Origin of the sequence: Pseudomonas sp. Irchel s3h14 (assembly GCF_900187425.1) — a bacterium.
Lineage (GTDB): Bacteria > Pseudomonadota > Gammaproteobacteria > Pseudomonadales > Pseudomonadaceae > Aquipseudomonas.
The window spans coordinates 142053-156195 of the sequence record NZ_FYDJ01000009.1 but is presented as its reverse complement, the minus strand read 5'-3'; the positions used below and the strand labels follow the sequence as shown (position 1 = coordinate 156195).

Genomic DNA, 14143 nt, shown 5'->3' with positions numbered 1-14143 from the left:
AGCAAATTGTTCACCTTCAACTTTTTTGCTTGTCTGATGGAAACGCGTACTCGGCATCGGCGAAAGTCATTTGCTTCATCGGGAAACTCGGCGGGTGGAGTCTGGGTATTTTGCCAAAATCAGGAAGTCTTCTTCAGAGTTTCCCTAGAGGGGGGGCATCATTGATGGCCCCCCTTTTTTTGTCAGGGCTCGACGAGAAGAATCCCGTTGGAACGTGCCTTAATTTCGCCGTGCCGTGCGCCTCGCTACGCCGGCAACACTTACGGGTGTGAGTGGACGCCCGACCACAGCCTCTGCCTGGGGAATCAAACTGTGTACTCCAGGGATCGACAAGGTCTCTCCCAGCTCCAGCGCACACATCAGAACGAATCCAGCCAGAAGAAAGCCGCATGATTTCATCAAGAAGTTCATTTGGTTTTTCCTCGCACAAAGTTGCTCGGTAAGTCCTCGGCGTTGGGCAGGTCTTTCAACTCGATTTTTTTGGCATTCGTTGAGTTATTAAAAGCGAAATCTTCAGGCGCAACGGCATCGCCGCTTTTCCAGTCGCTTAGCTGAATGCTGTACTGCGGACCACCGGCAATCTTTTTTGACGTAACGGAGTAACGGCAAGGGTAGGGCCGCTCGCCCTGGGCAATCCATATTTGCCAATCCACTTCTTTCTTCCTGAAAGCCAGGTGATCGCATTCGACACCGCCAATAACACCGCTGCCCAAGTCTTTGATGTTGGTCACGTCTGCCATCAATTGATCTTGAGGGTTTGACATGAACAGGTCAGCGCCGGGAAGTGGCCTGTCGTATTTATCCCGTAGTACATCGAACAGATGGTCAAGCGTGCCCGGAACTTCGATCTGCGTGTAAATGTTTTTACCTTTACCAATCAACGTGAGCGTCTTGCCATCAAACAACATTTCCATGTCTGCAAAGCCGCTGGAACGTGTAGTGTGCAGCTTGTCAGGCCGGTTGATCGACGTAGCACCGGAGCCTGCCAGGGCCAGTCTTTGCTGATCTTTAGTGACGACTTCAAGAATGGTGTCATAGTTGAACGATATGTTTTTTTGCGCTGACATGTAGTCGGACATGTTCTTGAGTTGGCTTTTGGCATAGGCCTCATCGGCATGTGCCGCTTGAGTTATGCCCAATCCGGCGATTAGGGCAAGTCCTGCTCCGGTAATGCGGGCTACGGAGGGGATGATCAATTTTCGGGCGATCTTATCCATTGCAAGTCACCGCTATATGTATGCCGGGATGGCAGTACGGATACATAACGCTAGTCGCATCATGATTGCTTCGCCGTATTTTGCCCGACCATTCATCCGGTCTCAGATTCAAAGCGTTCGTTGATAGCAGAAATCAGCACGCTCGAATCTGACAATCGCACCGGTTAAAAGCGCTGTGCCGCCGGAACGGCTTTTGGTTTGCTGCACGTCCATGTCGCCCAGCCACACCAATGTTCACCCGCAGTTTAGGCGTGAGTTGGTTCTGGGCGCCGATGGACAGGTGTCATGTGTCTTTGTACTTGGCAAACGCTGAAACAAACTCGCTGATCGCCTTTGTCACAAAGGTAGTGAGCCCGCTCATATCTGCTGCTGGCCGATTTCTGCCTGTGAGCGATCACTCTGGTGTCATCAGTACCGCGAGCGTCAGCTTGATGAACTCCTCGTTCTTGTCGATGGTGTCCAAGGCGCCGCGCACGTTGTCGGCGACGTCAGCCGAACCTCGCGCCTTGACCCAATTGGAAAGCTCCAGGATGGCGGCCTCCAGGGCGAGTTGGTTTTCGTTGATCTTGTACAGCAGGGAGGGGAGCAGGTCTGAATGTGGCATCGCGATTCCTCGGTTTTGAGGACTGCGTAGCACCGCGTTACATGAAGGATGTTTAACGATCGGCAGGACGCCGGAGGAGGGAGAAAACTGGAAAGTTTTGTAACGGTCGCCAAATAGTTTTGTAACGCATGCTAAAAACAATGGGTGCCGCTCAAACCCCAGAAACGACAAAGCCCTGAATAATCAGGGCTTTGTCGGTACAAATATGGCGGAGGCGATGGGATTCGAACTCATGGACCTGTTACAGTCGACGGTTTTCAAGACCGTTGCCTTAAACCACTCGGCCACACCTCCGTTGCGTTGCGGGCGCCATAATACCTGAATGAAACACACTGTCAAACTCTCTGCATGGCTTGTTACAGAGCGTCTGTTATGATCTTTGCGACTGAACGTTTCAAACCAACAGGAGTGTCGCCATGCGCGAACAGGATTACGCAGTTAATAACAGCGTGCAGGCTGAGCAGCTAGAGGTTAGCCGCGTCCTGCGCAACACTTACGGCTTACTCGCTCTCACCCTCGCATTCAGCGGCGTGATGGCGTTTGTCGCTCAGCAGATGCGTGTCGGCTACCCGAACATTTTCGTGGTGCTGATCGGTTTCTACGGCCTTTTCTTCCTCACCAACAAACTCCGTGATTCGGCTTGGGGCCTGGTGTCGGCATTTGCCCTGACCGGTTTCATGGGTTTCCTGCTCGGCCCGATCCTCAACCGTTACCTGGGTATGCAGGGCGGCGCCGAGGTGGTCAGTTCCGCGTTTGCGATGACTGCGCTGGTGTTCGGCGGTCTGTCGGCTTACGTGCTGATTAGCCGCAAGGACATGAGCTTCCTGAGTGGTTTCATCACTGCGGGTTTCTTCGTGTTGCTGGGCGCGGTGGTTGCCAGCTTCTTCTTCCAGATCAGCGGTCTGCAACTGGCGATCAGCGCAGGTTTCGTGCTGTTCTCCTCGGTCTGCATTCTGTTCCAGACCAGCGCCATTATTCATGGCGGCGAGCGCAACTACATCATGGCGACCATCAGCCTGTATGTATCGATCTACAACCTGTTCATCAGCTTGTTGCAGCTGTTTGGCATCATGAGCCGCGATGATTAATCGTCAGCCTTGAGGAAAAAACCCGCTTCGGCGGGTTTTTTCTTGCCTGCGATTTGAGTAAAGGGTCACGCCATCGGTGGCAAGCGCCGCTTGACCGGGGTTTTCTTGACGATTGCAGTGTTGGTTTCGGCATGGGTATTCAGGCGGTCGAGCAGGGTGTCCAGTTGCTCCATCGAACGCACATGCAGGCGGGCGATGAAACAGTCGTCGCCGGTGACTTTGTCGCACTCCGTGAACTCCGGGATGGCCTGAATCTGCCGTTCCACTTCCTGCAACTGGCCCGGCAGCGGACGAATACGGACGATGGCCTGGAGTTGATAGCCAAAGCATTTGGGGTCGATCTCGACGGTGTAACCCTTGAGCACGCCACGTTCTTCGAGGCGGCGCAAACGCTCGGCGACGCTGGGCGAAGACAGGCCGCTGATCTGCGCCAGAGCCTTGAGCGAGCGGCGTGAGTCTTCCATCAATGCCGTGATAAGCACTTGGTCGATATCGTCGGTCATGGCGAAACCCCTATTAGGCAATTAATTCAAACCGCCTTGATAAAAAAGGCAGATTTCGAGTTTAGCCTGCTTTTTGCGCTGGAGAAGCCCCTCGGCGGATTGGCATACTTTGGGCTCAAACACAGGAGTCTGATGATGGACAAAACAATACGTCACGGGTCATTCGAAATGACCGCCGCCATGCTGATTTCCGGGACCATCGGCTGGTTCGTGCTGGTGTCCGGGCAACCGGTGCTGGACGTAGTGTTCTGGCGTTGCGTGTTCGGCGCCGGCACGTTGTTGCTGATCTGCGCGGCATTCGGCTTCCTGCGCCCCGGCATTCTGACCCGCACCACGTTCTTGCTGGCCGTGCTCAGCGGCGTGGCGATTGTCGGCAACTGGGTGCTGTTGTTTGCTTCTTACTCCCGCGCCTCGATTGCCATCGGCACCGCGGTATACAACGTTCAGCCGTTCATGCTGGTGGGGTTGGCCGCGTTGTTCCTCAACGAGAAAATCACCCTGCAGAAACTGTTCTGGCTGGGCATTTCGTTTCTCGGGATGCTGGCGATTGTCAGCGCACATGGCGGGCAGGGCGAGAGCGGCAATGATTACCTGATGGGCATCGCGCTGGCGCTGGGGGCGGCATTCCTTTACGCGATTGCCGCGTTGATCATCAAGCGCCTGACCGGTACACCGCCGCATCTGATCGCGTTGGTTCAGGTCACCACTGGCGTGCTGTTACTCGCGCCATTCGCGCACTTTTCGGCGCTGCCGCAAGCGCCGAGCGCGTGGGCCAGTCTGGTAACCCTGGGCATTGTCCACACCGGCGTGATGTATGTGCTGCTCTACGGCGCGATTCAAAAACTGCCGACGGCACTGACTGGTGCGCTGTCGTTCATCTACCCGATTGCGGCGATTTTCGTTGACTGGTTTGCCTTCGGCCATCGCCTGGAGCCGCTGCAATGGATCGGTGTTGCCGCGATTCTGTTGGCCGCTGCCGGCATGCAACAGGGCTGGAGCCTGAAGTTTCGTCGGACGGTGACAACGCAGTAAGCCGTCAAAAAACGTCAGATGTTCCAGCGCGGTGCCGTCTTGGCCAGTCGCTGGCGCATCTCGCCGATGTTGGCGGCTAACTGCCGGACCAACAACCGGTAGCCGTCCAGCGGATTGTAAACCGGTGCGGTCAGGCTTGAATCCGACGGCAGTTCGACGGGCCGATTCAGCCGCTGGGACGCCCCGGATTTCAGCGCTCGGGCCATACCGATCAGTTGCACCCGAATCAACCGATGCTCGGCTTTCAAGGCCGATTGCAGATGGGCCATGGCATCGGGGTCATTGGCATCAGGTCGGGTGTTGCCGAGGATTTCCAGGGTGCTGACGCACATCCGCAAGTGGCGCTGAATGGCATCGAGTTCAGTCATGGAGATTCGTACTTCCTTGGACACCGACGGCATCAACGAGCGCAGTTGCACCATCACCGTATTCAAACGGCCCACGAGTTTATGGTGTTCGTCATCAGTGACCGATTGGCCATTGATGATTCGCCCGTAGATCGTCGCGCAGTCGCGCAAGGCATCGGCCAGGTTGTAGCGCCAGGAATAAACCGCGTAGAGCGGCAGGGCGAAGGAAAACGCCAGGGCCAGGGCGATGCCGATCAGGATGTCCACCCCACGCCACAACCCGTCGGTGATCGGATTGTCGCCATGCCCCGCGACGATAAACACGGTAATCGCCGAGAGCAACGCGGTGTAACCGCCCTTGCCGATGGCGTGGTACGAGAAGAACCCGCACACCACGGCCATCGCGAAATAGGTCAGCCACGGCATCCCGAGCCACGCCTGTTGCGCCACCAGCAGCAAGCCGACGCCGGCGCCGATCAAGGTGCCGATGGCGCGCTCGGCGGCTTTTTTGCCGATGTTGCCGTGATGCTGCAAGCCGCCGATCACCACCAGCATCGTCACCGACGCCCACTCACCGTGGGGCAGATTGATGCCGGTGGTCAGCAGAATCGTTGCCAGCAACCCCAGCGACACACGCACCGCGTGGATCACTCTGGCGTGGCGATAGCGCCGGTACGGGGCCAGCAACGGACGCAGCACTCGGCGCATTAGCGGTGGCAGTCGATTGGCTCTGAATGTGCTCAGGCTCGGTTTCCTCAGAAGATGTAATCGGTGGTCAGGAAGCTCGAACTGCGTCCGCTGATGATCTCGCTGATGAGTTCTTTGTTGGTTTCCTGGAACTTGGTCGCCACAAGCGTGCGAATCGAAAACACCCGCAACGCATCATGCACCGACAGCGTGCCTTCGGCAGAGTTCTTGCGGCCGTTGAACGGGAAGGTGTCCGGGCCGCGCTGGCACTGCGCGTTGAGGTTGATCCGGCCGACCTGGTTGGCGAAGGTGTCCACCAGCCGGCCGACCGCCACCGGGTTGGTGCCGAAGATACTCAGCTGCTGGCCGAAGTCCGATTCCAGGACGTAATCAATCACCGTGTCCAGATGCCGGTAAGGCACGATCGGCACGACCGGGCCGAACTGCTCTTCCTGATAGACGCGCATCTGCGGCGTCACCGGGTACAGCACGGCGGGGTAGAAGAACGAAGCGCGGGCTTCACCGCCGTTGGGGTTGACCACGGTGGCGCCTTTGCTCACGGCATCCGCCACCAAGGAGTGCAGGTAATCAACCTTGCTCGCTTCCGGCAACGGCGTCAGCGCCACGCTGCTGTCCCACGGCATGCCGGGTTTGAGGTTGGCGAGTCTGGCGTTGAATTTCTCGATGAACGCCTCGACCACGTCTTCATGGACGAAGAGGATTTTCAGCGCGGTGCAGCGCTGGCCATTGAACGACAGCGAGCCGGTGAGTGCTTCGCTGACCGCGTTGTCCAGATCCACCTCGGGCAGCACGATGCCGGGGTTTTTCGCATCCAGGCCCAACGCCGCACGCAAGCGGTGTGGTTTTGGATGAAGTTTTTTCAGGTCGCTGGCGGCTTTGTTGGTGCCGATAAACGCGAAGATGTCGATCTTGCCGCTGGCCATCAGCGCGCTGACGGTCTCGCGGCCGCTGCCGTAGATCACGTTGATCACCCCGGCCGGGAAGCTGTCGCGGAACGCTTCCAACAGCGGACGAATCAGCAGTACGCCGAGCTTGGCCGGTTTGAACACCACGGTGTTGCCCATGATCAGCGCCGGGATCAGCGTGGTGAAGGTTTCGTTCAACGGGTAGTTGTAAGGCCCCATGCACAACGCCACACCCAGCGGTACGCGGCGGATCTGGCCGAGGGTGTCCTGTTCCAGTTCGAAGCGACTGGAGCGGCGGTCGAGTTCCTTGAGCGCGTTGATGGTGTCGACGATGTAATCGCAGGTGCGGTCGAACTCTTTCTCCGAGTCCTTGAGGTTCTTGCCGATTTCCCACATCAGCAACTTGACCACGGCTTCACGCTGTTCACGCATGCGTCCGAGGAAGGCTTCGACGTGCTGGATGCGTTCGGCTACGCGCATTGTCGGCCACAGACCCTGGCCCCGGTCATAGGCACGGACGGCGGCGTCGAGGGCAGTCAAAGCGGTGTCGGCATCGAGCAGAGGCGTGCTGCCAAGGATCACTTGTTCGTCGCCATTTTCACCCGTCAGGTACACCGGGCTGCGGACTTGGGCGAGGGGCCCGGACCAGGTTTTCAGCTCGCCGTCGACCAGGTATTCACGCTGCTCGGTCTGGCCGTCGAGGCGGTATTTTTCCGGGATGTCGGTGGCGTCGGGAAACAGGTTGCCAAGGATGTGTGCTGTGGTCATGTCGCTACCCCGTCTGGATTGGGTGATGCGGATAAGGTCTGTTATCGCTACGCACTGCTATCAGGTCAAGGCCTGATCACAACGCGGCTGTCGAAAGTGGTGGCGAGAGGCTGCCTAATACAGGCCTGCGCGCTCGATCAGCATAGCTGAATCGTTTTACCAGATGGCAACACGGATTGTCATGACCTACAGCACACGCTGTCTTGATCGGTTGAAGGAGGGATGAAAGTGGCGGTTTTTGACCTGAAAACACACAACGGCCGATGCTGCGGTTAAACTTCGCGCTCTTTCTGAAGGAGTTCATATGAGTTACTACCAGCCGGGCATTCTCGCCACCCCAGTTCCGCCTCAAGCCCGTCATATGTTCTTCGCACTCGAATCCGCCGCTGCCTTGCCGGCCGCGCTGGAGAATCTGAAGGGGCTGATCGACGGTAAGTCTGCAGTGGTCGGTTTCGGTGAATCCCTGGTCAAGGCCCTCATGGGGCAAATCGAAGGCCTGCGCACCTTTCCAGCGTTGACCGGTGTCGGCGTCGATAACCCGTCGACCCAGCACGCGCTCTGGTGCTGGTTGCACGGTGTCGACCGTGGTGAGTTGCTCAATCGCAGCAACGCCATCGAAGCCGCACTGGCCCCGGCCCTGCGCCTGGTGCAGATGAACGAAACCTTCCGCCACCTCACCGGCCACGACCTGACCGGATACGAAGACGGCACCGAAAACCCTCACGACGAAGCCGCCGTCGCTGCTGCGCTGGTGAGTGACGGCGCTGACGGAATGGTCGGCGGCAGTTTCGCCGCGATCCAGCAGTGGCAGCATGACCTGAAGGGCTTCCACGCGATGCCGCCCCATGAGAAGGACAACATCATGGGCCGTCGTTTGAGCGACAACGAAGAGATCGACGACGCGCCGATCTCCGCTCACGTCAAACGCACCGCCCAGGAAAGCTTCGCCCCCGAGGCCTTCGTGGTGCGCCGTTCCATGCCGTGGATCGAAGGCGACCGCGCCGGCCTGATGTTCCTGGCCTTCGGTTTCTCCCTCGACGCCTTCGAAGCTCAACTATGCCGCATGAGTGGTCTGGAAGACGGCATCACCGACGGTCTGTACCGCATCAGCCAGCCGATCACCGGCGGCTACTACTGGTGCCCGCCGCTCAAGGACGGTCATCTGGACCTGCGCGCTCTGCGCATCGGCTAAACATCAGGGAGTGACTATGAACGTGGTGCGCTGGGGCATGATCGGGTGTGGCAGCGTCGCTGAACGCAAGAGCGGGCCGGCCTTCTACAAGGCGCCCGGCTCGGCGCTGGTGGCGGTGATGGGCCGGCGTCTGGAAGCGGTGACGGATTACGCCGCGCGCCACGGCATCGCTCGGGTCTACACCGATGTCGATGCGCTGATCAATGATCCCGAGGTGGACGCGGTGTACATCGCCACGCCACCTGACAGTCATCACACTTACGCCTTGAAGGTAGCCGCCGCTGGCAAACATTGCTGCGTCGAAAAGCCGATGTCGTTGAATGCCGGGCAAAGCCGTGAGATGCAAAAGGTCTTTGCCGAGGCCGGGCTGCACCTGTTTGTTTCCTACTACCGACGTTCGCTGCCGCGCTTCCAGCAAGTGCGGCAATGGCTGGAGGAAGGGCGGATCGGCGAGGTCCGGCACCTGACCTGGACCCTGGCCAAAGCGCCATCGCCGACCGATCTTGGCGGTTCAGATAATTGGCGCACCGACCCGGCCATTGCTGGCGGTGGTTACTTCGCCGACCTGGCCAGTCATGGCTTCGACCTGTTCCAGTACCTGCTCGGTGACATCGTCGAAGTTGCCGGGTTTACCGCGCACCAGGCCGGTTTGTATGCCGCCGAGGATGCCGTCAGCGCCAGTTGGCGGTTTGCTTCGGGCGCCCTGGGTATGGGTTGCTGGAATTTCGTCGCGGACCGACGCGAAGATCGGGTTGAGCTGATCGGCAGCAAAGGCCGGATCAGCTTTTCCGTATTCGATGAACATCCAGTTCAGCTCGAAGCCGATGAAAAACTCAGCCTGCACATCGAGAATCATGAGCACATCCAGTGGCATCACGTACTGGGCATGAACGCGCACATTCGGGGTGAAGCGAAGCATCCGGCGGTCGCTGAACAAGCGCTGAAAACCGACTGGGTGATGGACCAGATCCTCAAACGCTGCTAACGCTCACTGAATGCCACACCGATGTAGCAGCTGCCGAGCAGCGCGAGGCTGCGTTCGGCTGCGGAGCAGTCGTAAACCCTGCATGCAAGATTACCCTGACACACCGCGCTACGTGATTTCACGACGGCTTCGCCGCCGAACGCAGCCTCGCGCTGCTCGGCAGCTGCTACAAAGTCCGCGGTCGTTCGGCGAATCTAACCTTATTCTCAAACAGTATTTCTCAAGCCTCCTATTAGAACTTTAAGATCACGTCATAACTCGTTATGACAAGTGATCTTCCATGACCGATAACGTTCTCTCCCTCAGCAGCGTTCCGCTGCACACCCAACTGCGGGATGTGCTTCGCGCCCGCATCCTCGACGGCGAATACCCGCAAGACAGCCAGATGCCTTCCGAAAGCGAACTCGGCGCGCTGTTCAAAGTCAGCCGCATCACCGTGCGCCAAGCCCTGGGGGATCTGCAGAAAGAAGGGCTGATCTTCAAGATTCACGGCAAAGGCACCTTCGTCGCCAAGCCAAAAACCTTCCAGAACGTCAGCACCCTGCAAGGCCTGGCCGAGTCGATGACCGGTCGCGGCTACGAGGTGATCAACCGCCTGCGCAGCTTCAAATTCATTCCCGCCGACAAACTCGTTGCCGAGCGCTTGCAAGTCGCCGAAGGCGAGACGGTGGCGCAGATCAAGCGCGTGCGGCTGATTAACCGCGAGCCGATTTCGCTGGAAATCACTTATCTGCCCAAGGCCATCGGCGAGCGTCTGGAGAAGGCCGATCTGGTCACCCGCGACATTTTCCTGATCCTGGAAAACGACTGCGGCCTGGCCCTCGGTCACGCGGATCTGGCCATCGACGCGGTGCTGGCCGACAGCGACCTGACCCAGGCGCTGAACGTCGAACCCGGCTCGCCGATCATGCGCATCGAGCGCCTGACCCACGACGCCAGCGGCCAACCCGTGGACTTCGAACACCTTTACTACCGCGGCGATGCCTTCCAGTACCGCCTGCGGATCGACCGGCAAAAAGGGGCGCAGGCATGACTCACGGATCAATGACTAGAAAGACGCTCGAACAGGAATACGACATTGTCGTGATCGGCGGCGGCACCGCTGGACCGATGGCGGCGATCAAAGCCAAGGAACGCAATCGCGATTTGCGCGTGCTGCTGATCGACAAGGCCAACGTCAAACGCAGCGGCGCGATCAGCATGGGCATGGACGGCCTGAACAACGCGATCATTCCCGGTCACTCGACGCCCGAGCAGTACACCAAGGAAATCACCATCGCCAACGACGGCATCGTCAATCAGGCGGCGGTGTATGCCTACGCGACTCACAGCTTTGAAACCATCGAGCAACTGGACCGCTGGGGCGTGAAGTTCGAGAAGGACGAGACCGGCGACTACGCGGTGAAAAAGGTCCACCACATGGGCGCCTACGTGCTGCCAATGCCGGAAGGGCATGACATCAAAAAAGTCCTGTATCGCCAGTTGAAACGGGCGCGGGTGAGCATCACCAATCGGCTGGTTTGCACACGATTGCTGACGGACGAAGAGGGCGCGGTCAACGGCGTGATGGGCTTCGATTGCCGCACCGCCGACTTCCACGTGATCAAGGCCAAAGCTGTGATCCTCTGCTGTGGCGCCGCCGGGCGCCTGGGTTTGCCATCCTCGGGTTACCTGATGGGCACCTACGAAAACCCCACCAATGCTGGCGACGGTTACGCCATGGCCTATCACGCCGGGGCAGAACTGGCGAACCTGGAATGCTTCCAGATCAACCCGTTGATCAAGGATTACAACGGCCCGGCTTGCGCTTACGTTACCGGTCCGTTGGGCGGTTACACCGCGAACAACAAGGGCGAACGCTTTATCGAGTGCGATTACTGGAGCGGCCAGATGATGTGGGAGTTCCACCAGGAACTCGAAAGCGGCAACGGCCCGGTGTTCCTCAAGCTCGATCACTTGGCCGAGGAAACCATCCAGAACATCGAAGAGATCCTGCACAGCAACGAGCGCCCAAGTCGCGGCCAGTTTCACGCCAATCGCGGCACCGACTACCGCACGCAAATGGTCGAGATGCACATCTCGGAAATCGGCTTTTGCAGCGGTCACTCGGCATCGGGTGTGTGGGTCAACGAGAAGGCCGAAACCTCGGTCAAGGGTTTGTACTCGGCGGGTGACATGGCCGCGGTGCCACACAATTACATGCTCGGCGCGTTCGCCTACGGCTGGTTTGCCGGTACCAACTCGGCGGACTTTGTCGCCGGTCGCGAGTTTTCAGCGGTCGATGCCCAGCAGATTGAAACGGAAAAGGCTCGGGTCTACGCGCCGCTGGACCGCGAACACGGTCTGCCGCCAGCCCAGGTCGAGTACAAGCTGCGGCGCTTCGTCAACGACTACCTGCAACCGCCGAAAGTGACCAAAAAAATGCAGATCGGCTTGCAACGCTTCAGCGATATCCAGCGCGATCTCGATCAGATCAAGGCCCACAACGCCCACGAACTGATGCGCGCCATGGAAGTCAGCATGATCCGCGACTGCGCCGAAATGGCCGCCCGCGCTTCGCTGTTCCGCGCCGAAAGTCGTTGGGGGCTTTACCACTATCGGGTCGACCACCCGCAACGCAACGACAGCGACTGGTTCTGCCATTGCCATCTGAAAAAGGGCGACGACGGCCAGATGACCAGTTTCAAGAAAGCTGTGGAGCCTTACATCATCCCGCTGGACGCCGATGAAATGCAGGCCTACGACCGGCTGCGGGTCGGTGCCTTTGCTGCCTGAGTATCACAAAAAGAGAGACCGCAAAATGGCCTATCAACCCCAGGAAATCTTCTTCCGTTCCAACGCGCCCGTTACGGTCGATGAGGACCTTTGCATCGCCCACAAAGGCTGCACCGTGTGCGTCGACGTCTGCCCGATGGACCTGTTGGCGATCAACCCGGCCACGCAAAAGGCCTACATGGCGTTCGACGAATGCTGGTACTGCATGCCGTGCGAAAAGGACTGCCCGACCGGGGCGGTGAAAGTTGAAATCCCATACCTGTTGCGCTGAGTGTGAGTGCCGGCATCTTCATTGAATGACCGGACGCCTTCGCGAGCAAGCCCGCTCCCACAGGGGAATGCATTACAAATGTGGGAGCGGGCTTGCTCGCGAAGAGGCCAGCTCAGACAACCACAAAGCCATCCGGTAACCCCCGGACGCTTGCTTCAAAACACCCCTCGTTTCCCACCGCGCCCTGATCGTGGCGGAGACGAATATCCTAAAAATGATTCGAGGGGATCTACTTATGTTATTGCGTGCAGCTTTCGCCGGTCTGGTACTGGCTTCATTCACCTTGTCGGCATCGGCCGAGACCATCCGCATTGCCATCGGCACCCAGGACACCACGATCAACTGCGCCGCCGGCGGTCTATTGATTCGCGAGCTGGGCCTGCTGGACAAATACCTGCCCCACGACGGCCCCTACAAAGACGCCAAGTACGAGGTGGAGTGGAAGAACTTCACCAGCGGCGCGCCCCTGACCAACGAGATGGTCGCCGGAAAACTCGACTTCGGCGCCATGGCCGATTTCCCCGGTTCGTTCAATGGTGTGGCGTTCGAAACCGCGGGCAAACACAGCCTGTTTATCAGCGTGCTGTCAGGCAGCATCAAGGGCAGCGGCAACGGCATTGTGGTGCCGAGCGCATCGAGCGTGCAGTCGCTGGCCGAACTCAAAGGCAAAACCATTTCTGTGCCTTTCGCCTCGACGGCGCACGGCATGTTGCTGCGGGCGGTCGCGGCCCAAGGCTGGGATCCGTTGAAAGACGTGAACATCATCGCCCAGCCGCCGGAAGTCGCCGGCTCTGCCTTGCAGGCCGGGAAGATCGATGCCCACGCCGACTTCGTGCCGTTCGCCGAACTGTTCCCCAGCCGTGGTTTCGCTCGCAAGATTTATGACGGCGCCCAGGCCAATGCGCCGACCTTCCACGGCGCGCTGGTGGATCAGGCCTACGCGAAGAAGTACCCGGAAATTGTGGTGGCTTACCTGCGGGCGAGCATCGAAGCCAACCAGTTGCTAGTGGCTGAGCCGGAGAAATACAGCGAGTTGATCGCCAAGGTCACCGGCGTCGATGCCGAGGTCAATTACCTGTTCCACGGTCCGCTGGGCGTGCAAACCCGCGACCTCAGCTGGAAGCCGGAATACCGTCAGGCCGTCGGCACGGCCATCGATACCCTCAAGCTGCTGAAGAAGGCTGATCGCGGTCTCGATCTGAATACCTTCATCGACGACCAATACATCCGCGCAGCATTCAAGGCCTCGAACCTGGATTACACCGCGCAACTGGCCAACTACGGGCAGACGCCGCTTAAAGCGGTGGATGCGTCGAGCGGCAAAGCGATTACCGATTTCAGCCATGTGGCGGAGATCTGGGTGCGGGGTGAGCCGAAGGTTCGTCAGTACGCCTCGGCAGAGTCGGCGTTCACCGCGTTGGCCAGCCTGAAGCAGGAAGGCAAAAACATCCGTGCGGTGTATGCCCAGGCGAGTGACAGCGGGATCAAGTTGCTGGCGGATCAGGCGTGGTTTGCCAGTGATGCGAAAGGGCGCCTCAGCGCGTTTCTGCTCAAAGGTCAGGCTCAACAGTTCGCCACGGCACAAGGCGGAAAAGTCTTCGACTTCACCGACGCCAGTACCCAGGCCGTCGCCGTTCGCTAATCCCCAGAACGACTCGATCAAATGTGGGAGCGGGCTTGCTCGCGAATGCGGTGGATCAGTTGACATCAATGTTGAATGAAAAATCGCATTCGCGAGCAAGCCCGCT

General features: G+C 58.7%; 13 protein-coding genes and 1 tRNA gene. 8 read left to right on the top strand and 6 right to left on the bottom strand.

The window, feature by feature from the left end:
* Positions 1-407: 407 nt before the first annotated feature.
* The 3 genes from CKW16_RS18805 to CKW16_RS18795 all read right to left on the bottom strand — a co-directional run bounded on the left by CKW16_RS18805 (position 408) and on the right by CKW16_RS18795 (position 2115).
* Complete coding sequence (locus CKW16_RS18805) at positions 408-1217, bottom strand: DUF2092 domain-containing protein (protein WP_095129661.1); 810 nt, start codon at positions 1215-1217, stop codon at positions 408-410.
* Between the two features lie 394 nt (positions 1218-1611).
* Positions 1612-1821, bottom strand: a complete 210-nt coding sequence (locus CKW16_RS18800) for a hypothetical protein (RefSeq protein WP_095129660.1) — start codon at positions 1819-1821, stop codon at positions 1612-1614.
* Between the two features lie 206 nt (positions 1822-2027).
* Positions 2028-2115: transfer RNA gene (locus tag CKW16_RS18795), tRNA-Ser, on the bottom strand.
* 122 nt (positions 2116-2237) lie between these two features.
* On the opposite strand from CKW16_RS18795, the gene CKW16_RS18790 reads away from it, so the two are divergent.
* Entirely contained in the window at positions 2238-2909 is a 672-nt protein-coding gene (locus CKW16_RS18790; protein ID WP_095129659.1) for a Bax inhibitor-1/YccA family protein, read from the top strand.
* A gap of 65 nt (positions 2910-2974) precedes the next feature.
* On the opposite strand, the gene CKW16_RS18785 is transcribed toward CKW16_RS18790, so the two are convergent.
* Positions 2975-3412: an Lrp/AsnC family transcriptional regulator gene (locus CKW16_RS18785; protein ID WP_008155029.1), complete on the bottom strand. Its 438-nt coding sequence runs from the start codon at positions 3410-3412 to the stop codon at positions 2975-2977.
* Positions 3413-3547: 135 nt separating this feature from the next.
* Between CKW16_RS18785 and CKW16_RS18780 the strand changes: the two genes are divergently transcribed.
* Positions 3548-4444 carry a DMT family transporter gene (locus CKW16_RS18780; protein ID WP_095129658.1) on the top strand — a complete coding sequence of 299 codons (897 nt, stop codon included), beginning with the start codon at positions 3548-3550 and terminating at the stop codon, positions 4442-4444.
* A gap of 14 nt (positions 4445-4458) precedes the next feature.
* Here CKW16_RS18780 and CKW16_RS18775 read toward each other — a convergent pair whose 3' ends face one another.
* Positions 4459-5499, bottom strand: coding sequence for an FUSC family protein (locus CKW16_RS18775; protein WP_176471572.1), 1041 nt, complete (start codon positions 5497-5499; stop codon positions 4459-4461).
* A 47-nt stretch (positions 5500-5546) separates the two neighbouring features.
* Positions 5547-7172, bottom strand: coding sequence for an NADP-dependent glyceraldehyde-3-phosphate dehydrogenase (locus CKW16_RS18770; RefSeq protein WP_095129657.1), 1626 nt, complete (start codon positions 7170-7172; stop codon positions 5547-5549).
* A gap of 304 nt (positions 7173-7476) precedes the next feature.
* Here CKW16_RS18770 and CKW16_RS18765 point away from each other — a divergent pair, with 304 nt between their 5' ends.
* The 6 genes from CKW16_RS18765 to CKW16_RS18740 all read left to right on the top strand — a co-directional run bounded on the left by CKW16_RS18765 (position 7477) and on the right by CKW16_RS18740 (position 14037).
* Positions 7477-8364: a Dyp-type peroxidase gene (locus CKW16_RS18765; protein ID WP_095129656.1), complete on the top strand. Its 888-nt coding sequence runs from the start codon at positions 7477-7479 to the stop codon at positions 8362-8364.
* A gap of 16 nt (positions 8365-8380) precedes the next feature.
* Positions 8381-9349, top strand: coding sequence for a Gfo/Idh/MocA family protein (locus tag CKW16_RS18760; RefSeq protein WP_095129655.1), 969 nt, complete (start codon positions 8381-8383; stop codon positions 9347-9349).
* A gap of 280 nt (positions 9350-9629) precedes the next feature.
* Positions 9630-10382, top strand: coding sequence for a GntR family transcriptional regulator (locus tag CKW16_RS18755; RefSeq protein WP_033061603.1), 753 nt, complete (start codon positions 9630-9632; stop codon positions 10380-10382).
* Between the two features lie 11 nt (positions 10383-10393).
* The gene (locus CKW16_RS18750; protein WP_095129654.1) at positions 10394-12124 is read left to right on the top strand and encodes a fumarate reductase/succinate dehydrogenase flavoprotein subunit; all 1731 of its coding nucleotides are present in this window, start codon (positions 10394-10396) and stop codon (positions 12122-12124) included.
* 25 nt (positions 12125-12149) lie between these two features.
* Positions 12150-12395: a ferredoxin family protein gene (locus CKW16_RS18745; RefSeq protein WP_007946457.1), complete on the top strand. Its 246-nt coding sequence runs from the start codon at positions 12150-12152 to the stop codon at positions 12393-12395.
* A gap of 235 nt (positions 12396-12630) precedes the next feature.
* Positions 12631-14037, top strand: a complete 1407-nt coding sequence (locus CKW16_RS18740; protein WP_095129653.1) for an ABC transporter substrate-binding protein — start codon at positions 12631-12633, stop codon at positions 14035-14037.
* Positions 14038-14143: the final 106 nt, after the last annotated feature.

Coding starts and splice junctions, on each gene's coding strand:
- CKW16_RS18805 (WP_095129661.1), bottom strand. CDS start 1,217: ATGGATAAGATCGCCCGAAAATTGATCATCCCCTCCGTAGCCCGCATT.
- CKW16_RS18775 (WP_176471572.1), bottom strand. CDS start 5,499: ATGCGCCGAGTGCTGCGTCCGTTGCTGGCCCCGTACCGGCGCTATCGC.
- CKW16_RS18745 (WP_007946457.1), top strand. CDS start 12,150: ATGGCCTATCAACCCCAGGAAATCTTCTTCCGTTCCAACGCGCCCGTT.
- CKW16_RS18765 (WP_095129656.1), top strand. CDS start 7,477: ATGAGTTACTACCAGCCGGGCATTCTCGCCACCCCAGTTCCGCCTCAA.
- CKW16_RS18750 (WP_095129654.1), top strand. CDS start 10,394: ATGACTAGAAAGACGCTCGAACAGGAATACGACATTGTCGTGATCGGC.
- CKW16_RS18760 (WP_095129655.1), top strand. CDS start 8,381: ATGAACGTGGTGCGCTGGGGCATGATCGGGTGTGGCAGCGTCGCTGAA.
- CKW16_RS18780 (WP_095129658.1), top strand. CDS start 3,548: ATGGACAAAACAATACGTCACGGGTCATTCGAAATGACCGCCGCCATG.
- CKW16_RS18785 (WP_008155029.1), bottom strand. CDS start 3,412: ATGACCGACGATATCGACCAAGTGCTTATCACGGCATTGATGGAAGAC.
- CKW16_RS18755 (WP_033061603.1), top strand. CDS start 9,630: ATGACCGATAACGTTCTCTCCCTCAGCAGCGTTCCGCTGCACACCCAA.
- CKW16_RS18790 (WP_095129659.1), top strand. CDS start 2,238: ATGCGCGAACAGGATTACGCAGTTAATAACAGCGTGCAGGCTGAGCAG.
- CKW16_RS18740 (WP_095129653.1), top strand. CDS start 12,631: ATGTTATTGCGTGCAGCTTTCGCCGGTCTGGTACTGGCTTCATTCACC.
- CKW16_RS18770 (WP_095129657.1), bottom strand. CDS start 7,172: ATGACCACAGCACACATCCTTGGCAACCTGTTTCCCGACGCCACCGAC.
- CKW16_RS18800 (WP_095129660.1), bottom strand. CDS start 1,821: ATGCCACATTCAGACCTGCTCCCCTCCCTGCTGTACAAGATCAACGAA.